Source organism: Streptomyces chrestomyceticus JCM 4735 (assembly GCF_003865135.1).
GTDB lineage: Bacteria > Actinomycetota > Actinomycetes > Streptomycetales > Streptomycetaceae > Streptomyces > Streptomyces chrestomyceticus.
The window spans coordinates 7,110,270-7,132,944 of sequence record NZ_BHZC01000001.1 but is presented as its reverse complement, the minus strand read 5'-3'; the positions used below and the strand labels follow the sequence as shown (position 1 = coordinate 7,132,944).

At 72.7% G+C, this 22,675-nt stretch carries 15 protein-coding genes and 1 pseudogene; 5 read left to right on the top strand and 11 right to left on the bottom strand.

The annotated features are described in order from the left end of the window. Positions 1-113: 113 nt before the first annotated feature. From EJG53_RS31165 to EJG53_RS31155, 3 genes are read right to left on the bottom strand one after another with little or no spacing between them, the layout of a single operon-like run. Entirely contained in the window at positions 114-2,102 is a 1,989-nt protein-coding gene (locus tag EJG53_RS31165; RefSeq protein ID WP_125047716.1) for a helicase-associated domain-containing protein, read from the bottom strand. Further along, positions 2,099-3,880, bottom strand: a complete 1,782-nt coding sequence (locus tag EJG53_RS31160) for an SWIM zinc finger family protein (RefSeq protein ID WP_125047714.1) — start codon at positions 3,878-3,880, stop codon at positions 2,099-2,101. The genes EJG53_RS31165 and EJG53_RS31160 overlap by 4 nt, the downstream gene beginning before the upstream one ends. Beyond that, on the bottom strand, positions 3,877-6,927 hold the full coding sequence (locus tag EJG53_RS31155) for an SNF2-related protein (RefSeq protein ID WP_371858748.1): 3,051 nt from the start codon (positions 6,925-6,927) through the stop codon (positions 3,877-3,879). The genes EJG53_RS31160 and EJG53_RS31155 overlap by 4 nt, the downstream gene beginning before the upstream one ends. A gap of 478 nt (positions 6,928-7,405) precedes the next feature. Here EJG53_RS31155 and EJG53_RS31150 point away from each other — a divergent pair, with 478 nt between their 5' ends. Both EJG53_RS31150 and EJG53_RS43690 read left to right on the top strand, forming a co-directional pair. After that, a complete protein-coding gene (locus tag EJG53_RS31150) occupies positions 7,406-8,923 on the top strand; it encodes a UvrD-helicase domain-containing protein (RefSeq protein WP_125049713.1) in 1,518 nt (505 codons plus the stop codon). Next, complete coding sequence (locus tag EJG53_RS43690) at positions 8,863-9,507, top strand: DUF6343 family protein (RefSeq protein ID WP_307721704.1); 645 nt, start codon at positions 8,863-8,865, stop codon at positions 9,505-9,507. The genes EJG53_RS31150 and EJG53_RS43690 overlap by 61 nt, the downstream gene beginning before the upstream one ends. Positions 9,508-9,658: 151 nt before the next feature. Here EJG53_RS43690 and EJG53_RS31140 read toward each other — a convergent pair whose 3' ends face one another. From EJG53_RS31140 to EJG53_RS31125, 4 genes and pseudogenes are all read right to left on the bottom strand, one after another. Then, positions 9,659-10,042: a tetratricopeptide repeat protein gene (locus EJG53_RS31140; RefSeq protein WP_125047710.1), complete on the bottom strand. Its 384-nt coding sequence runs from the start codon at positions 10,040-10,042 to the stop codon at positions 9,659-9,661. Positions 10,043-10,238: 196 nt separating this feature from the next. Continuing rightward, positions 10,239-10,385 (bottom strand): annotated as a pseudogene (locus EJG53_RS31135) (cupin domain-containing protein); the annotation flags it as partial. Between the two features lie 277 nt (positions 10,386-10,662). Next, positions 10,663-11,259: a dephospho-CoA kinase gene (gene coaE / locus EJG53_RS31130; protein ID WP_125047706.1), complete on the bottom strand. Its 597-nt coding sequence runs from the start codon at positions 11,257-11,259 to the stop codon at positions 10,663-10,665. A gap of 109 nt (positions 11,260-11,368) precedes the next feature. Continuing rightward, positions 11,369-12,316 (bottom strand): proteasome assembly chaperone family protein, encoded by a 948-nt coding sequence (locus EJG53_RS31125; RefSeq protein WP_125047704.1) that lies wholly within the window; start codon positions 12,314-12,316, stop codon positions 11,369-11,371. Between the two features lie 406 nt (positions 12,317-12,722). Between EJG53_RS31125 and EJG53_RS31120 the strand changes: the two genes are divergently transcribed. Next, positions 12,723-13,727 carry a right-handed parallel beta-helix repeat-containing protein gene (locus tag EJG53_RS31120; protein WP_125047702.1) on the top strand — a complete coding sequence of 335 codons (1,005 nt, stop codon included), beginning with the start codon at positions 12,723-12,725 and terminating at the stop codon, positions 13,725-13,727. A 168-nt stretch (positions 13,728-13,895) separates the two neighbouring features. Here EJG53_RS31120 and rpsA read toward each other — a convergent pair whose 3' ends face one another. Further along, positions 13,896-15,413 carry a 30S ribosomal protein S1 gene (rpsA, locus tag EJG53_RS31115; RefSeq protein WP_125047700.1) on the bottom strand — a complete coding sequence of 506 codons (1,518 nt, stop codon included), beginning with the start codon at positions 15,411-15,413 and terminating at the stop codon, positions 13,896-13,898. Between the two features lie 373 nt (positions 15,414-15,786). Here rpsA and EJG53_RS31105 point away from each other — a divergent pair, with 373 nt between their 5' ends. After that, entirely contained in the window at positions 15,787-16,653 is an 867-nt protein-coding gene (locus EJG53_RS31105; protein ID WP_125047698.1) for a class I SAM-dependent methyltransferase, read from the top strand. A 106-nt stretch (positions 16,654-16,759) separates the two neighbouring features. Continuing rightward, on the top strand, positions 16,760-19,462 hold the full coding sequence (hrpB, locus tag EJG53_RS31100; protein ID WP_125047697.1) for an ATP-dependent helicase HrpB: 2,703 nt from the start codon (positions 16,760-16,762) through the stop codon (positions 19,460-19,462). On the opposite strand, the gene EJG53_RS31095 is transcribed toward hrpB, so the two are convergent. The 3 genes from EJG53_RS31095 to EJG53_RS40795 all read right to left on the bottom strand — a co-directional run bounded on the left by EJG53_RS31095 (position 19,449) and on the right by EJG53_RS40795 (position 22,673). Beyond that, a complete protein-coding gene (locus tag EJG53_RS31095; RefSeq protein ID WP_125047695.1) occupies positions 19,449-20,441 on the bottom strand; it encodes a PorA family protein in 993 nt (330 codons plus the stop codon). The two genes, hrpB and EJG53_RS31095, sit on opposite strands and share 14 nt — an antisense overlap. A 19-nt stretch (positions 20,442-20,460) precedes the next feature. Continuing rightward, entirely contained in the window at positions 20,461-20,595 is a 135-nt protein-coding gene (locus EJG53_RS31090) for an SPW_0924 family protein (RefSeq protein ID WP_125047694.1), read from the bottom strand. Between the two features lie 188 nt (positions 20,596-20,783). Continuing rightward, entirely contained in the window at positions 20,784-22,673 is a 1,890-nt protein-coding gene (locus tag EJG53_RS40795; protein ID WP_154806417.1) for a lytic transglycosylase domain-containing protein, read from the bottom strand. Positions 22,674-22,675: the final 2 nt, after the last annotated feature.

The following is a 22,675-nucleotide window of genomic DNA, read 5'->3' as shown; positions in this document are numbered from 1 at the left end:
TAGGGGAGGGTGTCCCCCGCCCGCTTCGCCCGTTCCCTCCGCTCGCCCCTCCGACTCCTTCTTCTCCCAAGCTACTTGACCCCACTGACAGTCACCGTCCTCCGCTGCTTCCCTCACCCCGAAAGGAGTCGTCGGGCCAGGGCCAGCGGCGCGGTGGCGGAGCCGGACGAGGGGACGACGGCGCGGTGACCGGCGGCGCGTTCGACGGACGCGGTGCCGGTTTCGGATTCGAGCGCGGGAGCGTAACCGGCGCTGCGGAGCGCTTCGAGCGTCTCGGCAGGTGGTCGCGCACTGGCGAGGACAGTGGGGGCGATAGCGCGCAGGCCGAGGGCCTGGAGGGCGCGGTGGGCGGCGAGTTCGCGGATCAGGGCCTCGTCGTCGGAGCGGATGCAGCAGGCGGTGGGCAGGACACGCATCCGGCCGTGAGCACGGGCGGCATCCTGGACGAGGTAGGTCAGGGGCTGCGGCAGGGGGCCCGCCGCGGACACCTCGGCAAGCGCGGCGAGCAGGTCCGCGGCTCCGTGTCCGGCGTCGAGCGCCCGGCGTACGGACGCCGGAGTGAACCGCCAGGTCACGGCGTGCCCTTCGGACTCGCGGTCGGCGACCGAGGACAGCAGGCTCGCGAGGGCCGCGGACGGGGGCCCCGGCACGACGGCCGTCAGGTCGGCCTGGAAGTGGGCCTGTTCGACGGGCGGCGGAAGCAGCTCCCGAAGATGCGAACGGAGCGCTTCGGGATCCGTAGGAGACGTCGCGAGCAGGGCGTGGCCCAGAGGGGTCAGAGCACCGTGCGCGACGAGCGCGAGGAAGGCGGCCTCGTCCAGGATGTGCGCGGCACGGTCCTCGGCCAGCGGCTCGCCGATGACGGCCAGCGGGCGGTGCCAGGCCGCGGCGTCGAGAAGAGCGGGCAGGTCGGGCCGGCGGTCCGGCGCCCCGGACGGCTTGGCCGAGAGGGACGTGCCCGCCGGGAGCCGGGAAGGCTGCTCACCAGCCGGGGCGCCGGCCAGAGCTTTGAGGAGCGCATGGCGCAGCGCCGGAGCGTGCCGGTCCTCGCCGCGCACCAAGGCGGTGGGGGTTTCGCCGAAGGGCGTGTACGTGGGGATGGCCCAGAGCGTGGTCCAGGCGGTGAGGACCGGCACCAGCCGTTCGCCGGGTGCCTCGGCCAGCCATGCGTCGTACGCCCCGGTGGGCACCGCCGTGATACCGGCGGGAGTCCGCTTCAGGGCCACGAGGCCGGCGGCGAGCACGAGATCGAGCAGGAGCCGGGTACGGGCCTCGGAGGCCCCCGCCGCCTTGGCCAGCCGCTTGATCTCTCGCAGCGCCAGGCCACCGGTCTTCCGGAGAGCCGCGGGCTGGGCGGCGAGCGCGGCGAGCAGCCGGTCCAGGGTGGGGGCGAGGGTCGACGCGGCGGCCTGGGACTCGTCCCGGAGGGAGGCCGCGGCAGGGGCGGGCGCTTCCGGTGCGGCGGCTGTCGCTGTGGCGGAGTCCGGCGCGGCGGATTCCGGTACGGCGGGTTCCCGTACGACGGTTTCCGGTACGGCGGTTGCCGGGAAGCGCGGGGCGACGGGAGTGAAGGTCCCCAGGTCGTGGGCGGCCAGGAGTTGCGGCGTGCGCGGCGGGACCACGATGGCGCCGTCCTCGGTGGGGGCGGCGAGCCCGTCCGCGTAGAGGAGTTCCAGGGCGGTGGTGACGGCGTCGCGTGCGGGACCGGGGGCGGCTGCGCCGAGGGCCCGGAAGGCGTCGTCCGCCGGGACCGGTTCGGTGGCCAGGTCCGGGAACGACAGCCGGTGCGCCATCAGCGACTGGTAGTCGGCTCCGGCGGTGGGGGCCGCGGGCACGGGGGCGGCGCTGCGGGCCAGGTCCTGGCTGATGCGGGCGGTGGCGGCGAGCAGGTGAAGGCGGGGGTGGTCGAGATGGAGAACGGTGTGATGGAGGGTTTCGTACGACCAGAGGGCCCCGGCCAGCTCTCGGAGCCTGGTCGGGGCCGGCCTGCGGGACAGCGGTTCCGCGTGCCGGGTGAGCAGGGCGGCCAGCTCGTCGGGGGTGCGCTGTGCGAGGGATCGGGTGAGTGTGTCGAGACCTTCCACGCTCCCGAGGTTAGTCATCGGCCGAGCAGCGCGGTGAGGGCCCCTGCGGGGTCGGCGTCGGCGCGGCCGGTGGGCCACCAGTCCTCGGTGCCGGGGTCGGATTCGTACGGGTACCAGCGGTTGTCGTGGCCGAAGCGGAGCTGGATGCCGCGGGCGGGGTCGGTGAGGTGGTTGTACCGGGGGCGGAGGGCGGGGAGGCCGGCGGCGGTCAGGGCGCTGCGGGCGCGGTCGAAGTCACCGGCCGGCGGGTTCCAGGTGGTGTCGAGCAGGTCCAGCCCTTCGAGGCCGCCCTGGCGCCAGGCCGCGACGGCGCGCGCCACGTCCGTGACGGTACGGCCGGTGGCCGCGGCGAGGTCGCGGTAGAGGGCGCGGGTGGTGGAGGTCAGGCCGGCGGTGGGGTGGGCGGCCGCGGCCAGCCTGATGCCGTCCTGCCAGGTCGTGAGGGCGGGGAACGGGGACCGGCCGGACACCTGCGGGTGGTCCGGTTCGGCCGGGCGCGCCGGCGGGAGGCCCGGCCCGGTCGGCTGCGTCAGCGCGGTTCGCGAGCCACCGGCCTGCGGTTTCAGGACGGTGGTCTGCGGCTCCAGGCTGCTGCCCCGCGGCTCCGGGGCGGTGGTCCGTATGTGGCTCAGGTAGGCGTGCGCCCGGGCTGTGGCATCGGTGGCAAGGAATTCGAGGGCGCCCGCGTCCAAGGGAAGGCCGTCGGCGTCCGGGAGCGCGGGTGCCTGCCCAGGTTGTGGCGGGAGAGGCATGGGTGGCGGGAGGGGCGGCAGCCTCCTGTCGGCCAGGGCCGCACGGGCGAGCACGCCACGGGGCGCACGGACCTGCCGGACCGGCTCCGACGGCGCGGAATCCGGCGCGTACTCCGTCTCCGCGTGCTCCGTCTCCGCGCCCTCGCTCACCCCGCTCCCCTCCTGCGCCCCGTAACTGCCCGGCGCGGTGGCGGCCCTCGCCGCCCTGCCTGCGGCAGCCGCCGCCCGTGCCTCGGCGCGGGAGCCGCTGCGGGCGTCGGACAGCGGCCCAGCGGCCGAGCCAGGCGACGCGAGCTGCGCGCTGCGGGATTCGCGGGCGGTGAGTGTCGCGTTGCGGCGGGACAGCTCGTCGAGGAGTTCGCGCTCGCCGCGGCCGCGCATGAGGAGCAGGACGAACGGGTCGGCGTCCAGCAGCCGCGCCACCTGGAAGCAGACCGCGGCGGCGTGCTTGCAGGGGTTGCCGTGGTCGGGGCAGGAGCAGCGCGGTACCAGGTCGCCGGGGCCGGGCAGCAGCCGTACGCCCGATTCGGCCACGGCCTTCGGCAGTTTCTTGGCGAGGAGGGCGGTGAGCTGGGCCGGCTCGGCGGCGACCGTGTCCAGGAGGACGGTCCACTCATCGGCAGCGAATTGCTGAAGGCGGATGACGACGTTGTACGGGCGCGGTCTGCTGCCCCGTACGGAGGCGGCGATGCGCCCGGGGGTGATGTTGATCGTGTCGACGTTGCCGTCACGCGCGTACGTACGGCCGCGGGCGAGACGGGCGCTGTCCAGGGCCGTGGTCTCCAGCGCGTCCAGCCAGGCGCTTCCCCACCACGTCTCGGCGAACAGCCCTCGGGCGCCGGAACGCTGCGGCAGGGGCGGGAACGTCCGTGACCGGTCGGAGCGGTCCAGGTGTTCCGGCAGGTGCCGCGTCTGCGACGGGTGCCCCGCCGCGCGCCCCGGTCCGACACCGCGGCCGGAACGGGCGGCCGGTGGCACGTCCTCACCGGGCGACGGGAAGCGGTCGGCACCGTCCCCGGGGAAGGGGCGTGGGCGGCGGCTCATGCGGCCCTCCTCAGGGAGACGAGGTCGGCGAGCTGGGCGTCGGTCAGTTCGGTGAGGGCGGTCTCCCCGCCGGAGAGGACGGCGTCCGCGAGGGCCCGCTTGGCGGTGAGCAGTTCCGCGATGTTGTCCTCGACCGTCCCCTCGGCAATGAGCCGGTGGACCTGGACCGGCTGGGTCTGGCCGATGCGGTAGGCCCGGTCGGTGGCCTGTTCCTCGACTGCCGGGTTCCACCACCGGTCGTAGTGGATGACATGGGCCGCCCGGGTGAGGTTGAGTCCGGTGCCGGCCGCCTTCAGGGAGAGCAGGAAGACCGGTGTACGGCCCGACTGGAACCGGTCGACCATCTCCTCGCGGGCCTGTACGGGCGTACCGCCGTGCAGGAGGGCGTTGCCGATGCCCCGCGCGGTCAGGTGTTTCTCCAGCAGGCGCGCCATCTCCACGTACTGCGTGAAGATCAGTGTCGCGCCGCCCTCCGCGAGGATCGTGTCGAGCAGCTCGTCCAGCAGCTCCAGCTTCCCCGAACGGGCCGTCAGGCCGGGCGCGGCCTCCTTCAGGTACTGCGCGGGGTGGTTGCAGATCTGTTTGAGGGCGGTCAGCAGCTTCATCACGAGGCCGCGGCGGGCCATGCCTTCGGCCGCCTCGATACGGGCCAGGGTTTCGCGGACGACCGCCTCGTACAGCGCGGCCTGCTCGCGGCCCAGCGCGACCGGATGGTCCGTCTCGGTCTTGGGCGGCAGCTCGGGGGCGATGCCGGGGTCGGACTTCTTGCGGCGCAGGATGAACGGGCGGATCAGCCGGGCGAGGCGTTCGGCGGCTTCCGGGTCCTCGCCTCCTTCCACCTCGCGTGCGTACAGGGCGCGGAAGGTCTTCAGGGAGCCGAGGAGGCCGGGAGTGGTCCAGTCGAGGAGGGTCCACAGCTCGGAGAGGTTGTTCTCGACGGGGGTGCCGGTGAGGGCGATGCGGGCCGGGGCCTTGATGCCGCGCAGTGCCTTGCCCGTGGAGGAGCGGGGGTTCTTCACGTGCTGCGCCTCGTCCGCGACGACCCAGGCCCAGGGGCGGGCGGCCAGGGCGGTGGCACTCGAACGCATCGTGCCGTACGTGGTCAGGACGAAGCCGCCGTCCACGTCGTCCAGGCTGCGGCCGGTGCCGTGGAAGCGTCGTACGGGCACCCCGGGGGCGAAGCGTTCGATCTCGCGCTGCCAGTTGCCCAGCAGGGAGGCCGGGCAGACCACGAGAACGGGGGCGGAGGGCCGTTGGTGGAGGTGGAGAGCGATGACGGTGATGGTCTTGCCGAGGCCCATGTCGTCGGCGAGGCAGCCGCCGAGCCCGAGGGAGGTCATCCGGTCCAGCCAGGCCAGGCCGCGGAGCTGGTAGTCGCGCAGGGTCGCGTTCAGCCCGGCGGGCTGCGGCGGTACGGGCGCTTCGCCGGTCAGGCGGGAGCGCAGGTCGGCGAGGGCGCCCAGGGGCACCACCTCGGTCTCTTCCCCGTCCACCTCGGTGGTGCCGTTCAGTGTCGCGGCCAGGGCGTCGACCGGGTCCAGATAGCCCAGTTCACGCTTGCGGGCCTTGCGGACGAGCGCCGGATCGACCAGCACCCACTGGTCGCGCAGCCGCACCACGGGCCGGTGGGCCTCCGCGAGGGTGTCCATCTCCGCCTCGGAGAGCGGCAGGCCGTCCAGGGACACCTGCCAGCGGAACTGCAGCAGCTTCTCGGTGTCGAAGAAGCCGAACCCGTCGGCTGCGGAGCCGGGAGCCGGGCGGATGACGGCGGCCGCGGTCAGTCCGCGGGCCAGTTCCTTCGGCCAGTGGACGGCGATGCCGGCGGCGGCCAGGCGGGGCGCCGCGTCGCCCAGCAGCTCGTACAGCTCTTCCTCGGCCAGCGGCAGGACGTCGGGCACCGGCCGCTCCAGGAAGCGGGACAGCGGGGACCAGACTCGGGCGGCTCGGCGCAGGGCCAGGAGGGTGTCGACACGGGCACGCGGGCCGAAGTGGTCGGGGCCTTCGCCCTGCCATAGCTGTACGGCGTCGGCGACGAGAGTGGGGTCGGTGAGGCTGTGCACCTGGAGGACGGCCGCCGCGGCACTGCGTTCTTCCGCAGCGGCTTGCTCCGCTGCCGCCTCGGCGGAGGCGTCACCCTCCACCGCGCCGGGCTCCGCCCGCATGTCGAAGAGCCCGTGGGCGGCCAGATCGAGCCGCAGCGACAGCCGCACCCCGGCGTCCACCCCGGCTGCCACTTCGGCAGCCCAGTCCCGCGCGCCGGGCAGGTACTGCGGCGCCGGCGCGGCGAAGGGGGCGCCGGTCAGGTGTGCCGCCGCCGGTGTTCGGGGCAGTGCGTCCGCCACCGCGTCCACGAGGGCTCTGACCAGCAGCTCGGGGTCGTGGAGCTGCAACGGGCTGCTGTCGGGCAGCGGGACGGCGTACCCCTCGGGCGGCATGGCGGCGGCGACCGCCCGCAGGTGTGCGACGTCCTCGGGCTCCAGCGGTCCGGCGCGCCATGCGTCGATGTCCCGGTCGGTCAGTCCGGGCAGCAGGCGGCCGCGCGCGGCCAGGTTCAGGGCGTGCAGGACGGCCGCGCCCCAGCAGGCGGCTGCGGGGTGAGCGGACGGGTCGTGCCGGGCGCGGGCGAGCAGCGGAACCGCTTCGGCGACGGGAAGCAGCACCGCGGGGACCGTACGTCTACGGGCTCCGTTGCCGTGCCGCCGCGCGACCGTGAGCTCGACCGCTTCCCCCGCACCAGCCGCCCCTACTGCACCCTCTCCACCCACTGCATCAACCGCCCCAGCCCCGTCTCCCGCAGCCGTGCGCACGACTGGCAGCGAGCCACCGTCCGGACGCCAGAAAGCGAACCGGCCGGCCCGGGGCGGCTCGGCGGGCAGGAAAACCGCGGCACAGCGAACAAACGCGGCAGAGTCCGCACCGCCCTGCTTCCCCTGCGCCGCCGGCTCCTCCCACCTCGCGCGCCTCGCGGCATCAGCGGACCCGACCCCGGCGGACGGCAGTCCGGCGGCAGGCGCCCACTGCCCCGCCGCCTCTCCGCGATCCACCATGCCGCTGCCCTTCCCTGGTTCCCGTTGCACCCGACGCGTCCATCGCGCCTGACTCGCCTCCGCCCCGTTCTCTGCCTTCGCCCCCGCTCCCCTCCCTGCCCTGCCTCCCGCCTCCGCCGTACGCAGCTCACGTCTCGGTCGCCCCGTCGACTGCCCCACGCCCCAACCTGCGAGTTTACGGTCGTCCACGCCCGCCCCTCCCTTCCGCAGCCGACCGGCGACAGTGACGGACCGGAGCCGGAACCGCGTCGACAGCACCGCGACCGAGGCTCGGAACCGCTCGGACCGCGTGAGATCGATGGAAGCAGACGACACTGACAACGGCCCCGCCGACGAGCGCCGGAGCGAAGTTATCCACAGGCCGCGAGAGAAATCCCACGACCGGCTCGCGATCCGCTACCGTCGATTCCGTCGTCACACACAGTGACGAAAAAACCACGACGCGAAGGGGTCCGCCATGAGCCGTCCGACCACCGTCATGAACCACCCGACAGCCGAGCAGACCGCCGCCGCGGACGCCTTCCGCTCGGGCGACCACCTCGTGATCCAGGCCGGGGCAGGCACGGGAAAGACCACGACGCTCGCGATGCTGGCCCACTGCCCGCCCCCACGCGGGCGCCCGCCGTGCGGACAGGGCCGCTACATCGCTTTCAACAAGGCGATCGCGCGGGACGCCTCCCGGCGCTTTCCCGGCCACGTCACCTGCAGTACGGCCCACGCGCTCGCGTACGCGTCCGTCGGCAAGGACTATCAAGCCCGGCTGAACGCCCCACGGCAGGCGGGCTGGCGTATCGGCGCCGCCCTGGGCATCGATGCCGGGATGACCGTACGCATCGGCGCCCGCCGGATCGGCAACAAGGCCCTGTCGTACTCGGCCCTGCGTACTGTGTCCCGGTTCTGCCAGTCCGCCGACCCGGACCTCACGGATCAGCATGTGCCCCGGCTGCGCGGAGTCGAGGAGGACATGCTGCACGGGCAGTTGTCGGAGGTCGTTCTGCCGTTCGCCCGCAAGGCATGGGCGGACCTTCAGCACCCCGACCGGGGCACCGTGCGCTTCGAGCACGACCACTACCTGAAGATGTGGGCTCTGAGCGGCCCGAGAATCGCGGCGGACTTCCTTCTCCTCGATGAGGCCCAGGACACCAACCCCGTGGTCGAACAGCTCTTCACCGCCCAGCGCGGACATGCCCAACTGGTCATGGTCGGGGACTCCGCGCAGGCCATCTACGGCTGGCGCGGGGCACGCGACGTGATGAGCACCTTCGACGGAAGACCTCTGACCCTGTCCCGGTCCTTCCGTTTCGGACCGGCACTGGCCGCCGAGGCCAACCGGTGGCTGGCCATCGTCGCCGCCCCGATCCGGCTCGACGGCTCACCGGGGCTGGTCACGGAGCTGGGAAAGGTCCCCAGACCGGACGCGGTCCTGTGCCGGACCAACGTCGGAGCGATGGTGGAGGTGATATGCCAGCTCGAACAGGGCCGCCGGGTGGCACTGGCGGGTGGCGGCGGAGCGCTGGCCGCGCTGGCGCAGTCCGCCCACGACCTCCGGTCGGGGCGCCGCCCCTCCCACCCCGAGCTGATGCTCTTCGAGTCCTGGCAGGAGCTGCGGGAGTACGCGGAATACGACCCGTCGGGGCGGGACCTCCAGCCCCTGGTCGAACTGGTCGACGAGCAGGGAACTGAGGCCGTACTGCAAGCTCTGGACCGCTTGTCGGAGGAGGAGACGGCGGAGGTCACGGTATCGACGGCCCACCGGGCCAAAGGGCGGGAGTGGCCGACGGTCCGGATCGCGGACGATTTCACGGGCCCGGACGACCTCGACGAACGGGACGAGCACGGGGAGCCGTTCCCGGGGCCCGTCGACCTCGCGGAAGCGCGCCTGGCCTACGTCGCTGTCACGCGGGCCCGGACCCGGCTGGACATCGGCGGCCTGTCATGGATCAACAGCCATCCGGCCGGCGACCCTCGCCCGGGCCTGCCTCGGGGATCACCGTGAGCCCGCGGCACGACAAGCGCCCGGCGCACGGCGGGACGATCACGGAGCACATGACGCGGCCCCCGGTCAGGAGGACCCTGGAAGAGGCACCGACACCGCACGAACAGCTTGCGGAGAGCGACGCGAGACGAGTCGTGAAGGGTGATGAGTGGAGATGGGTGATGCGTACCGGCAATGAGCCACTCCAGGCGCGCAGCCCGCTGAAGATGCGCCGTGGGTTCGCGTTGTGGGGAGTGTTCTGGGCCGCGGCAGGCACGGTGGCTTTCGTGCTGGCCGGCAGGCCAGGGTGGGCGGCAGCGTGCGCCGTGGTGACCGCACTGGCCGCGACGGATCTGACGATGGTGATCCGGCACATCCGCCAAGGCCCGCACTACCAGCCGGGAAAGGACGTACCGCCGTACGAACCGGACCACGGCTCCGGCACCGGGCCACCGCGCCCCGGCCCGCCTGACCGCGGTCGGGGTAACCGCCCGCCGGATGGTCACGGCACAGGCAACCGGGGTCGAGACCACCCTGACACGGACGGGAACGAGGACGACGACGGGGAAGGGGGAAGCCGAGGGCGAATAGGCGACGGCCGCTAGGAGCGGCCCCGGAGGGAAGACGCAGGAACGGTACGGGAACGTGCCGACCAGGCCAGTTCGGGTCGGGGCGAGTCGAGGTGAGGGAGGTCAAGGGGACAGGGGCAGGCCAAGCCCGGCCGAGCAGGCCGGCCGGGCCGGAACGAGTCGAGCCTTACGCCTCTTCGGAATCTTCCGGAGGTGCGAAGCGGGCAGCTTCGATGTACTCGGGACGGGGGTCGAGAGCTGCGGCCAGGCGGAAGTGGCGCTGGGCTTCTTCCGGGCGGTTGGCGCGCTGAAGGGTGCGGGCCAGGGCGAAGTGGGCGAAGGCGTTGTCCGGTTCGCGCTCCAGGACGATCTGGAATTCCAGTTCGGCCGGACGCAGTTGTGCGGCAAGGAAGAAGGCACGGGCGCGCAGCAGGCGAGCCGCGGTGTTCTCCGGGTGCGCGGCGATGACCGGGTCCAGGAGTTGCACGGCGCCGCGTGGGTCGCGGGCCGCCAGCAACTGCTCGGCGGCCCGGAAGTCGATGACGTTCGTCTCGGGGCTGCGTTCGGCCACGGCCGTCTCCTTTCCCGTGCCGCAGGGCATCAGCCGCACGGAACTCGCCGCTTCGGTACGGGCAAGCACATGCGTCACCCGCTCGGCAGGCGTTACGTGCGGCTCAACAAGCGCCTCGCCCGTCGCATTCCCCACTCGGACGGCGCGCAATCTGAAGTCAGGTGTTCGCACGGCCCACTCGATCCCTGGGCTGCCTTCACAAGCTGATGCGGTACGCCTTGCGCAGCGTCTCGTGCACGGTCCAGCGCGTACGGTCGCCCTCGCGCAGTAGGCAGGCGTCACCCGAGCCCACTTCCAGGACCTGTCCGTTCTCGATCTCGACCGTCGCGTGGCCGCTGACGAGACGATCCGCTCGGGGTCCAGCGGCTCGACGTCCACGGTCCGCATTGGGCACACCAGGAACGTTGAGGACGAACGAACCGCGGGTGGATCAACGGGGGTGGTCACGGCGGCGGCAGGACCGTTGGTGGCAGAACTGCTGGCGGCAGGGGCGTCGTCAGGGACGGCAGTGCTGCTGATGGCCTGAGTGCCGGCTGGGGCTTGCGGGGCCGTTAGGGAGCATCCCGTTTGGGCGGGGCGACGGGCTTGCGTGGTCGGTCGTTGGGGAGGGCGGGGCTCGCTCAGCCGGTTCGGTCGCGGAGGTTTTGCCATACCTGGCGGACCTGGGGCTCCAGGTCTTCCAGGGGGCCGTCGTTGTCGATGACCAGGTCGGCGATCGCGAGGCGCTTCTCGCGTGATGCCTGTGCCTCCATGCGGGCCTTGGCCTCGCTCTCGGCCATGCCTCGCAGGCGTACCAGCCGGTCGAGCTGGGTGTCCGGCGTCGCGTCGACCACGACGACCAGGTCGTACAGGGGCGCGAGGCCGTTCTCGGTGAGCAGCGGTACGTCGTGCACGACCACCGCGTCCGGGCCGGCCGCCGCTTCCAGTTCGGCCGAGCGGGCGCCCACCAGGGGGTGGACGATCGCGTTCAGGGCCTGGAGTTTCTGCGGGTCGCTGAAGACGATCGCGCCCAGTTTGGGCCGGTCCAGCGTGCCGTCCGCGGACAGTACGTCCTCGCCGAACTCCGCGATCACGGCGGCGAGTCCGGGCGTGCCGGGCTCGACCACCTCACGTGCGATCTTGTCGGCGTCCACGATCACCGCGCCGTACGACGCCAGCAGCCGCGACACCTCGCTCTTGCCTGCGCCGATACCGCCCGTAAGCCCCACCTTCACCATGGGGCCCACGCTATACGCCTCGGTCCGCTCCCGGCCACGGGCACCGGCCCTACGGGCGGCACCGGCAGGTGATCCTCAGGCACCCGCTCGCTCCTCAGGCACCCGCTCCTCAGGCGCCGCCGTTCTCGCCTTCGCGTTCCGCGAGGAAGCGCTCCAGTTCCCGGCCGATCTCGTCCGCGGACGGCAGCTCCATCGGCTCGGCGACCAGGTTGCCCCGGCTCTCCGCGCCGGCCACCGCGTCGTACTGGTGCTCAAGGCCGCTCACCAGCGCGACCAGTTCCTCGTCCCCCTCGGCGATCTGGCGTTCGATCTCCTCCTGGGTGCGCAGCGCCTCCGTACGCAGCGAGTGCGCCGCGGTCGGGAGCACAAGTCCGGTGGCGGCCGTCACCGCTTCCAGCGCCGTCAGGGCCGCGTCCGGGTACGGGGAACGGGCCACGTAGTGCGGTACGTGCGCGGCCACGCCCAGCACGTCGTGCCCAGCCTCCGCGAGCCGGAACTCGATGAGCGACTCGGCGCTCCCCGGCACCTGGGCCTCGTCGAAGAAGCTGCTGTGACCGGGCATGAGGTCGGTGCGGTTGCCGTGCGGGGTGATGCCCACGGGGCGGGTGTGGGGGACGCCCATCGGGATGCCGTGGAAGTTGACCGCCAGCCGTACGCCGAGCCGCTCCACCATCTGTCGCACCGCGGCGGCGAAGCGCTCCCATTCCACGTCCGGCTCCGGGCCGGACAGCAGCAGGAACGGTGCGCCGGTGGCGTCCTCGACGAGTCGGAGTTCGATGCTCGGGGTCTCGAACGCGGTCCAGCGGTGGCGCTGGAAGGTGAGCAGCGGCCTGCGGGCGCGGTAGTCGACGAGGCGGTCGTGGTCGAAGCGGGCGACGACCCGGTGGGTGAGGCTGCCCAGCAGCCGCTCCACGATCTGGTCGCCGGTCTCACCGGCGTCGATGTAGCCGTCGAAGTGGTACAGCAGCACCAACCCCGCGGAGTCCCGTGCGGTGATCGCCTCTACCGCCGCGAGCCCGCTCGGCTCCCATTCGTACAAACCCTGGGGATCCAACACAGTGACCGCTCCTCCTCGATGTCCGTCCCCCAGAACGTCGTACGTGCCGCCGGCATTCCCGCCGTGATCCACCACCCGGCGGCGCCGCATGGACGGGCGGGCACGGCAGCGATACCGATCGGCGCCTTGCGGGGGGTGAGAGGCACGTACGGGTGTTCATGCTGGTGAACGTGGACGGCGGTGAGGTGGTGCGCCCACCCGCAAGGACGTCGCAATGCGGCGGGGTGCCGGAACGGCGGTGAAAGGATGGGACACCGAAAGGACACGGAGGTGTAAGCACCACAGTCACCGCTCCCTCAACGCCCCACCCGTCTCTCACGGTTGACGGTGTATCGATTAGTGCTACCTTCACCACCGTTCCCTGTTCATGGTGACGTTCTTCGTTCACGTACAGGAAGGCGCCTTGATGCGTACGCGTTCTCTTCTGCCGCTTCCCGCCGCCGCGCTGCTGAGTATCGGCGCCCTGCTCTCGGCTCCCGGTGCGGCGCACGGAAGCACACCAGGGACTGCCTCAGCCCCCGTTCCAGCCCCCGCCCGCACCATCGACGTCTCCACCGCCGCCCAGCTCAAGGACGCGCTGTCGGCCGCCAAGCCCGGCGACACCATCCGGCTCGCGGACGGTACGTACAAGGGCAACTTCAAGGCCGCCACCGCGGCCGGTGCCTCCGCGCGGATCACCCTCACCGGCTCGGCCAAGGCCGTTCTGACGGCGAGCGGCGGTTACGGGCTCCACTTGGACGGCGCCTCGTACTGGACGGTGCGGGGCATCACCGTCACCGGCGGCCAGAAGGGCATCGTGACGGACGGGGCGAACGGCGTGGTCCTCGACTCCGTCACCGTGCACGGCCTGGACATGGAGGGGGTGCACTTCCGTAAGTCCAGCAAGGACGGCGTCATCAAGAACTCGCGGATCTACGACACCGGGCGGGACGGCAGCGGGATGGGCGAGGGGGTGTACGTGGGCAGCGCGGGTGGGACCGGGGACAAGAGCGACAACGTGCAGATCCTGCACAACACCATCGGGCCCGGTGTCGGCGGCGAGAACATCGACATCAAGGAGGGCACCACCGGGGCGAAGATCATCGGCAATACGTTCGACGGCAGCGGGCTGACCGGCGCCCACTACGACGACTCGTGGGCCGACATCAAGGGCAACAAAGTCTTGGTGGAGGGCAACACCGGGAAGCACACCCGTAACAACGGGTACGAGACGCACAGCCAGCAGCCGGGCTGGGGCTGCGGCACGGTCTTCCGCGGCAACCGGTCCGATCTGAGTGGAGCGTCGGGCCCGAACCGCTACGGGTTCCACATCACCAATTACGACGCGTCCAACTGTCCAGTGACGATTTCCGGCGACAACACGGTCACGGGCGGACGCGGGATCGCCACCCCGGGCGTCCCGGTCGGATAGCGTCCCGGACCCGGGATCACCCCCGGGCACCGCGGTCGGACAGCATCCCGAACCGAGCCACCCCTGAACACGACGAAGGCCCGCCCCCACAAGGGGAGCGGGCCTTCCATGTCCTACCTGTCAGCACTCACCGGTTCTCACCGACGGCGCTCACCGGCCGGGCCGCGTTCAGCTCTGGCCGCCGGCCAGCTTCTCGCGCAGCGCGGCCAGGGCCTCGTCCGACGCCAGGGCGCCGGAGTTGTCCGCCGACTCCGAGGAGTACGAGCCACCGGAGACGTTGCCGCCGCCGACGTTGCCCGAGCCGCCCGCGGCCGGAGCCGCCGCGCCCTCGGCCGCAGCCTGCTCGTCGGCCTCGCGCGACTTGATGACCTGGGCCTGGTGCTGCTCGAAGCGCTGCTGCGCCTCGGCGTACTGGGTCTCCCACGCCTCGCGCTGGGCCTCGTAGCCCTCCAGCCAGTCGTTGGTCTCCGGGTCGAAGCCCTCGGGGTAGATGTAGTTGCCCTGGTCGTCGTAGGACGCGGCCATGCCGTACAGGGTCGGGTCGAACTCGACCGCCGTCGGGTCGGCGCCGAAGGACTCGTTGGCCTGCTTCAGCGACAGCGAGATCCGGCGACGCTCCAGGTCGATGTCGATGACCTTGACGAAGATCTCGTCGTTGACCTGGACGACCTGCTCCGGGATCTCCACGTGGCGCTCGGCCAGCTCGGAGATGTGGACCAGGCCCTCGATGCCCTCGTCGACGCGCACGAACGCACCGAACGGAACGAGCTTGGTGACCTTACCCGGGACGACCTGACCGATCTGGTGGGTCCGGGCGAACTGCTGCCACGGGTCTTCCTGGGTCGCCTTGAGCGACAGGGAGACGCGCTCGCGGTCCATGTCGACGTCCAGGACCTCGACCGTGACCTCCTGGCCGACCTCGACGACCTCGGAGGGGTGGTCGATGTGCTTCCAGGACAGCTCGGAGACGTGCACCAGGCCGTCCACGCCACCCAGGTCCACGAAGGCACCGAAGTTGACGATGGAGGAGACGACGCCGGAGCGCACCTGACCCTTCTGGAGGGTGGTGAGGAAGGTCTGACGGACCTCGCTCTGGGTCTGCTCCAGCCAGGCACGGCGGGACAGGACCACGTTGTTGCGGTTCTTGTCCAGCTCGATGATCTTGGCCTCGAGCTCCTTGCCCACGTAGGGCTGCAGGTCGCGCACGCGGCGCATCTCGACCAGGGAGGCCGGCAGGAAGCCACGGAGGCCGATGTCGAGGATGAGACCACCCTTGACGACCTCGATGACGGTACCGGTGACGATCCCGTCCTCTTCCTTGATCTTCTCGATGGTGCCCCAGGCACGCTCGTACTGGGCGCGCTTCTTCGAGAGGATCAGGCGGCCTTCCTTGTCCTCCTTCTGGAGAACAAGGGCCTCGATCTCGTCACCGACGGCGACGACCTCGTTGGGGTCGACGTCGTGCTTGATCGAGAGCTCGCGGCTCGGGATAACGCCTTCGGTCTTGTAACCGATGTCGAGCAGGACCTCGTCCCGGTCGACCTTCACGATGACGCCGTCGACGATGTCGCCGTCGTTGAAGTACTTGATCGTCTCGTCGATCGCGGCGAGGAAGGCTTCCTCGTTACCGATGTCGTTGACCGCAACCTGCGGGGTGGTGGCGGTGGTCTCGGTGCTGCTCGTCATGTGGGAAAGGGCTCCGGTACGGACATTGAAGTCGTAGGTACTGCTACGCCGAGAGCCTGTATCGCTTCTGCATAAGACCGGACAGCGTCAGAGACGGCTGCGCACGGCACTTCTAACCAACCGAAGCACCGGCAGCGTCCCGAAAACCGAGGGGACATACATACAGATGCGAGCGCGACCTGCTCCGTCTGAGGTGCGCAGGCCCGCAGCGCAACTTGTAGCATACGGGGGCAGCCGGACACGGTCAATGCGCGAAGACGCACACCCGGGGCGGAACGCCCCATAACCGGCACACGCCATGTTCCGCGAGGCCGTCAGGGCCTCTCGGCCACCGGCAGCCACAAGCTCAGCGAAGAGTACGACGACGGGCGCAATGATCCAAGAGTACGAGCCGGAGGCGACACGACGTGCCGCCTCGGACACGGAGAGCAGCCGGGCCAGCCGCGGCTGGTGGGACCGCAACGCGGACGAGTACCAGAACGATCACGGAGCGTTCCTGGGCGACGACCGGTTCGTCTGGGGCCCCGAAGGACTGGACGAGGCGGAGGCCGGGCTCCTGGGGCCCGCGGCCGAGCTGAAGGGACGGCGCGTCCTGGAGATCGGGGCGGGCGCGGCCCAGTGTTCCCGCTGGCTGGCGGCGCAGGGCGCCCACCCGGTGGCCCTCGACCTCTCGCACCGGCAGCTCCAGCACGCCCTGCGGATCGGTACGGGGGCGGAGCCCAACGTTCCGGACGGGTCCACCGGCCAGGGCCCGGCTCCGGGCGTGTCGGCGCAGGTCGAGCTGGTCGAGGCGGACGCGGGCGCGCTGCCCTTCCGGGACGCCTCCTTCGACCTCGCGTGCTCCGCGTACGGGGCGATCCCCTTCGTCGCCGACCCGGTGCGCGTGCTGCGGGAGGTACGGCGGGTGCTGAGGCCGGGCGGGCGCTGGGTGTTCTCGGTGACCCACCCGATCCGCTGGGCCTTCCCCGACGAGCCGGGCCCGGAGGGCCTGAGCGTCGGCGCGTCCTACTTCGACCGCACGCCCTACGTCGAGCAGGACGAGACGGGCCGGGCGGTGTACGTGGAGCACCACCGGACGCTGGGCGACCGGGTGCGGGACGTGGCCGCCGCGGGCTTCCGGCTGGTGGACCTGGTCGAGCCGGAATGGCCGGAGTGGAACTCCCAGGAGTGGGGCGGCTGGTCGCCGCTGCGCGGGAATCTGATCCCCGGTACGGCGATCTTCGTCTGCGTCGCGGACTGAGGTCGTCCCCGACGCGGGCTGACCGGCGGGCCGGCCTGCCGAAGGAACGGTTCGGTCCGCGCGGGCCTGCGCGCCCCCGCGCAGAGCCGTCCGGGAAACTGGTGGCGTGATCCGCCACGACGCCCTCGCCCAGTTGCCCGTACGGACCGCCCTGCCCGCCCTGGAGCGAGCGCTGGCCGGGCACGGCGCGGCGGTGCTCTGCGCGCCCCCGGGCACCGGCAAGACGACCTTGGTACCGCTGGCGCTGGCCGGCCTGACCAGCCAGAACGGCCTCACCGTCCCGACATGCCCGACCGGTCCGAAATCCTCCGCAGACGCCCCCCGCCGCGTGCTCGTCGCCGAACCGCGCCGGATCGCGGCCCGCGCCGCCGCCCGGCGGATGGCCTGGCTGCTGGGTGAGCAGGTGGGCGACCGGGTCGGCTTCACCGTGCGCGGCGAGCGCCGGGCCGGGCCCCGTACGGTCGTCGAGGTCGTGACCACCGGTGTGCTGCTGCAACGGTTGCAGCGGGACCCCGAGCTGTCGGGCGTCGACGCCGTGATGCTCGACGAGTGTCACGAGCGGCATCTGGACGCCGACACCGCCGCCGCCTTCCTCCTGGACGTACAGGCGACGCTGCGCCCGGAACTGCGGCTGATCGCGGCCTCGGCGACGACGGACGCGGCGGGCTGGGCCCGCCTCCTGGGCCGTGGCGACGAAGCCGCGAGCGGTGACGGCGCGGGCAGCGGCGAGGGCGAGGGCGTGGCCCCGGTGATCGAGGCGGCAGGGGTGTCCCACCCCGTGGAGGTCGTCTGGGCGCCGCCGGAGCGGCCGGTGCGGCCCGCGCACGGTATGCGGGTCGATCCGGCGCTGCTCGGACACGTCGCGGCGACGGTGCGGCGGGCGCTGCGTGAGCGGCCGGGGGACGTGCTGTGTTTCCTGCCGGGGGTCGGCGAGATCGCGCGGGTGGCGGGGCAGTTGCGCGATGTCGCGGACGCCGGTACGGAGGTGTTGCAGGTGCACGGGCGGGCGCCGGCCGCCGTCCAGGACGCGGTGCTGGCCGGGGGCACGGACCGGCGCCGGGTGGTGCTGGCGACCTCGGTGGCCGAGTCGAGCCTGACGGTGCCGGGCGTGCGGGTGGTCGTGGACTGCGGGCTGGCGCGGGAGCCCCGTACCGATCATGCGCGGGGGCTGAGCGCGCTGACGACCGTACGGGCCTCCCAGGCGTCGGCGCGGCAGCGTGCGGGGCGGGCCGGGCGCGAGGCGCCGGGGACGGTCTACCGCTGCTGGTCCGAGGGCGAGGACGGGCGGCTGCCGCGCTTTCCGGCGCCGGAGATCAAGGTCGCGGACCTCACCGCGTTCGCGTTGCAGGCCGCCTGCTGGGGTGATCCGGACGCGGCGGGCCTGGCCCTCCTGGACGCGCCGCCCGCCGGTGCGCTGGCCGCCGCGCGCGAGGTGCTGACGGCGATCGGCGCGGTGGGCGCGGACGGCCGGGTCACGGACCGGGGCGTACGGATGTCCCGGCTCGGCCTGCACCCGCGCCTGGCGCGCGCCCTGCTGGACGGCGCACGCCAGGTCGGCGAGCGCCGTGCCGCCGAGGTGGTCGCGCTGCTGAGCGAGGAGCCGCCGAGGGAGTACGGGGACGATCTGGCGGCCGCGTGGCGTACGGCCCGGCGGGGGCAGGACGCGTACGGCGCCCGCTGGCGGCAGGAGGCCCGTCGGCTGGCCTCGGCGGTGACGACCGGCTCGCGGAAGCGGTCCGAGGAGCGTACGGACGCCTCGGCGGGGACCGGACCGAACCGTCCCGTCGCCGGTACCGACGCCAGTGCCCAGGCCGGTATCGGTACCGGCCTCACCGACGACCCAGCCGCCGGACTGATCGCCGCTCTCGCCTTCCCCGAACGGGTGGCGCGCTCCCGGGGCGCCGGAACGTTCCTGATGGCGTCGGGGACCGGCGCCGAGCCGGCGGACGGTTCACAACTGCGCGGCGCGCCGTGGCTGGCCGTGGCGGTCGCCGACCGTCCGGTGGCGGCGGCGTCCGCGCGGGTGCGGCTGGCAGCCGTGATCGACGAGGACACCGCGCGGGCGGCGGCCGGGGCGCTGTACGCGTCGGGCGAGGAGGTCCGCTGGGCCGGCGGGGACGTGGTGGCCCGTTCCGTCGAACGGCTCGGCGCCGTCGAACTGGTGGCCCGCCCGCTGCGCTCCCCCGCCCTCGTCCGCGAGGCCCTGGAGGACGGGCTGCGCGCGGACGGGCTCGGGCTGCTGCGCTGGACCGACGGCGCACGATCGCTGCGGCAGCGGATGGCCTTCCTACACCGGGTGCTGGGCGGCGACTGGCCCGACGTGTCGGACGCGGCGCTGCTGGCGCAGCTCGACGCGTGGCTCGGAGTGGAGCTGGGCCGGGCGCGGCGGCGTGCCGACCTGGAGCGGATCGACGCGGGTCAGGCGCTGGCCCGGCTGCTGCCGTGGGCGAGCGGGGCGGCGGTCCGGTTCGACGAGCTGGCGCCGGAGCGCATCGAGGTGCCGAGCGGGTCGCGGGTCCGGGTGGACTACGGCGGCGAGCAGCCCGTGCTGGCCGTCAAGCTCCAGGAACTGTTCGGCTGGCAGGAGTCCCCCCGGGTGGCGGGCGGCCGTGTTCCCGTCCTCGTCCACCTGCTCTCCCCGGCCGGCCGCCCGGCCGCCGTCACGGCCGATCTGGCGTCCTTCTGGAAGGACGGTTACCGGTCCGTACGGGCCGAGTTGCGCGGCCGGTACCCGAAGCATCCCTGGCCCGAGGACCCGTCGGGCGCCCAGCCGACCCGGTACACGACGGCGCGTCTCAAGCGGAGCTGACGCGTTCGGTACGGTCCGGTTCCGGGCGGCCCGGGTCCGGGCGGCGGCCGCGGGCCTCCAGTACGAGGCTCAGCGTGAGGAGCGCGGCGCCGAGGCCGAGGAAGCCCCAGGGCAGGTAGCTGGTGAGGAGCAGGACGAGCCGGCGCTGCGAGGTCACCAGGTCGACGGTGGCCGCCACGTAGTCCGGCCGCATCTTGACGTGGCCGGAGAAGGCGGTGACCTTGCCGCCGCCGGGCACGAGGCTGCCGCCGCGCAGCTCCTCGCGGTGAAGTTCCTCCCCGTTGACGGGCGCGCCGGTGACCGGCTCCACCCAGAACATCCGCTTGGTGCTGTACCAGCGGCTGGTGCCGGCCTTCTCGACGGCCTGCGGGGTGATGCCCTGGACCGGCATCTTCTTCGGGAGCGGGACCTTGGTCCAGGGGATGGTCTGCTCGAAGTAGTACACGTCCAGTCCGCGGAAGGTGCGGGTGCCCTTGTAGTGGATGGGGGCGGAGGTACGGGTCTGCGCGTCGAAGTAGTCGTAGTCGCGCGGCTCCGTGAGGAAGGGCCACTTGAACTCGATGCCGGTACGCCGTACGGGGTCGCCGTCGACCATCTCGCCGGTGGCGTGCACGGGTTCCTGGGTGTGGGCGTCGAAGATGTAGCGCTCGGGGATCTGGGAGACCATCTTGCCGTCGGGGCCCACGACGTGGGAGAGCGCGTCCCAGACCACGACGTCGCGGCCGGCGGTCCGCTCGATGCGCTCGGACTCCTCGACGTTGCCCTTGAGGGTCTGGACGATGGAGACCTTGGGGACCTGGCGGGCCTTCATCGTGCCGTAGTCGAGGAGGGTGGCGGGCTTCGCCTCCAGCACCATGTCCTGGTACTGGTTCGGCGGGATCTTGGCGAGCCGCGGGAAGGCGTACCAGCGCAGCAGCGGGGACAGCGCCGCGAAGAAGACGGCGAAGGCGAGCAGGACCAGGCTGGCTTTGCGTCGCATGGCGGCGGCGCCCTCCCTCTCAGGGGTGTGCGGGGACCGTGGTGCGCAGCGGTTCGGGCGAGGTCTCACCGCTGGGCGGGCCGGCCGCGGTGACGGCGAGGACCAGGGCGAAGGCCGCGGCCAGTCCGATCGTGACGGCGGTCAGTGCGCGCATGGTCGGCCTCCCTTGAGCGGTCGGAGCGTCAGGGCGTCGAGGCGTCAGGGCTGGGGCACCGTAGCAACGGGCGGCGCAGATGAGAACACGTTGCACCGCGGACGCGGCCCGGGAGCGCGACCGCCACCGCCGTCCGGCTCGGTGGGAGCGGGACGGCGGTGGCGGTGACCTGGGAGTACGCGCGGCTGTTACGCCGTGACGGTCAGCTTCACGGTCAGGACCGCGCCGTCGGCGGTGGTCAGGCGCAGCAGGAAGGTGCCGGTCTGCCCGTCGGTGCGGATCTCCGGCAGCTTGAGCAGGCCGTCGGCGCCGGTCTTGAGGGTGAGGCTGCGGACCGGCTTGGCCTTGTCGGCACCCGTGCCGGTGCCCTTGCCCGCACCGGCAGCACCCGCGGCGCCGCCGGCAGCCGCACCCGTACCGCCGCCCGCGAAGTACGGCCCCTTGTCGTTCTCCACGGGCTGCTTCGGGTCGTCGGTGACCATGGTCGCGGTGACCGCGACGCCCGCCGCGATCTTCCCCTGGTAGGTGGCCTTGACCTCGACGCCCTCGGCGAAGAAGGTGCCGGCCTTGGCCGTCAGCTCCTTGTCGGAGGTGCGGGCCAGCGCGTCGGCCTTGGGCTCGGGTGCGGGCTTGGCCTTGACGGTGGCGCGGACGTCGGCCGGCGGGACCTGGCGGCCCATCGCGGTCGCCCGGACGGTGAAGCTGCCGGCCTGGTCGCCCGCGCTGAGCTTCGGCGCGGTGGCGATGCCGTCGGCGCCGGTCAGGACGGTGACATGGTCGGTCTTGCCCGCGAAACGGGCGCCGGTCTTGCCGACGAGACGGAACTCGACGGGTACGCCCGCGACCGGCTTGCCCTCGGCGTTCTTCGCCCGTACGCGTACCGGCTCCGCGAAGTCCTCGCCCGCGGTGGCCGTGAGGTCCTGCGCGCCGAGCCGCTCCAGTGCGGTGACCGGCGCGGGCTTGGTCGGCGGCTTGGTGGGCGGGGTGGTCGGCGGCTTGGTGGGGTCGGGCTTGGAGGGGCCGGGGCCGGTGGGCGGGGTCGTCGGCTTGCCGCCGCCCGGCTTACCGCCCGGTGTGCCGCCGCCCGGCTTGTCACCCGGCTTGCTGCCGCCGGGGGCGGGCTCGGTGGTCTTGCCGCCGTCGCCGTGTCCGGTGCCGGGCCGGGGGCCGGGGTGGGTCGTACGGCCCGGGGTGGGCCCGGCGCCCGCGGCGACGTCCCGGCCGCTGCCCGTGCCACCGCGGTGCACCGGCAGCAGGCCCTTGCCGTCGGGGACCTCGTGGGTGCCCTTGCGGTAGAAGGCCAGCCAGGACATGACCCGGTTCAGATAGTCCTGCGACGGGTTGTAGCCGAGGACGGCCCTGTCCAGGTCGCTCTGCACGGACAGATCGCGGTTGTTGGCGCAGAGGTAGCGGCCGGCGCCGAGGGCGGCGTCGTAGATGTTGTTGGGGTCCTTCTTGCCGTCGCCGTTGCCGTCGGCGCCCCAGCCGGTGCCGTCGGGGCCGCCCTGGGACCAGGTCGAGGGGATGAACTGCATCGGGCCCACCGCGCGGTCGTGCGTGGTGTCGCCGTCGAAGACGCCGTGGTCGGTGTCGGTGATCTTCGCGAAGCCGTTGCCGTTGAGCTGCGGGCCGGTGATGCGCTGCAGGGTGGTGCCCTCGGCGTCCACGGCGCCGCCGCGGGCGTGGCCGGATTCCACCTTGCCGATGGCGGCGAGGAGTTGCCAGGGCAGCCGGCAGCCGGGGTCGGACTGGGCGACGCGGGCCTCGGCCTTCTTGTACGCGTCCAGGACGGTGGCGGGGATGCCGGCCTCGGCCGGGCCGGTGGCGACCGGGCCGCCGGTGCCGGGCGAACCTCCGGGCTTGACCGGGCTGTTCAGGGGCGGCAGGTCGGTGTAGTAGGGCGAGCCGCCGTCGATGGGGGTGTCGCCCGCGGGTGCCGTGGGCTCCCCGGTGGTGTTCCCGGTCCTGGCCTCGGCCGCGCCCGGCGCCTGGGACGCGGTCAGGGCGGCCAGCGCGAGCGCTGCCACCGCCGTCGAGGCCGCTCCTTTACGGAGCCGCCGCCCGAATGTGGCTGCCATCT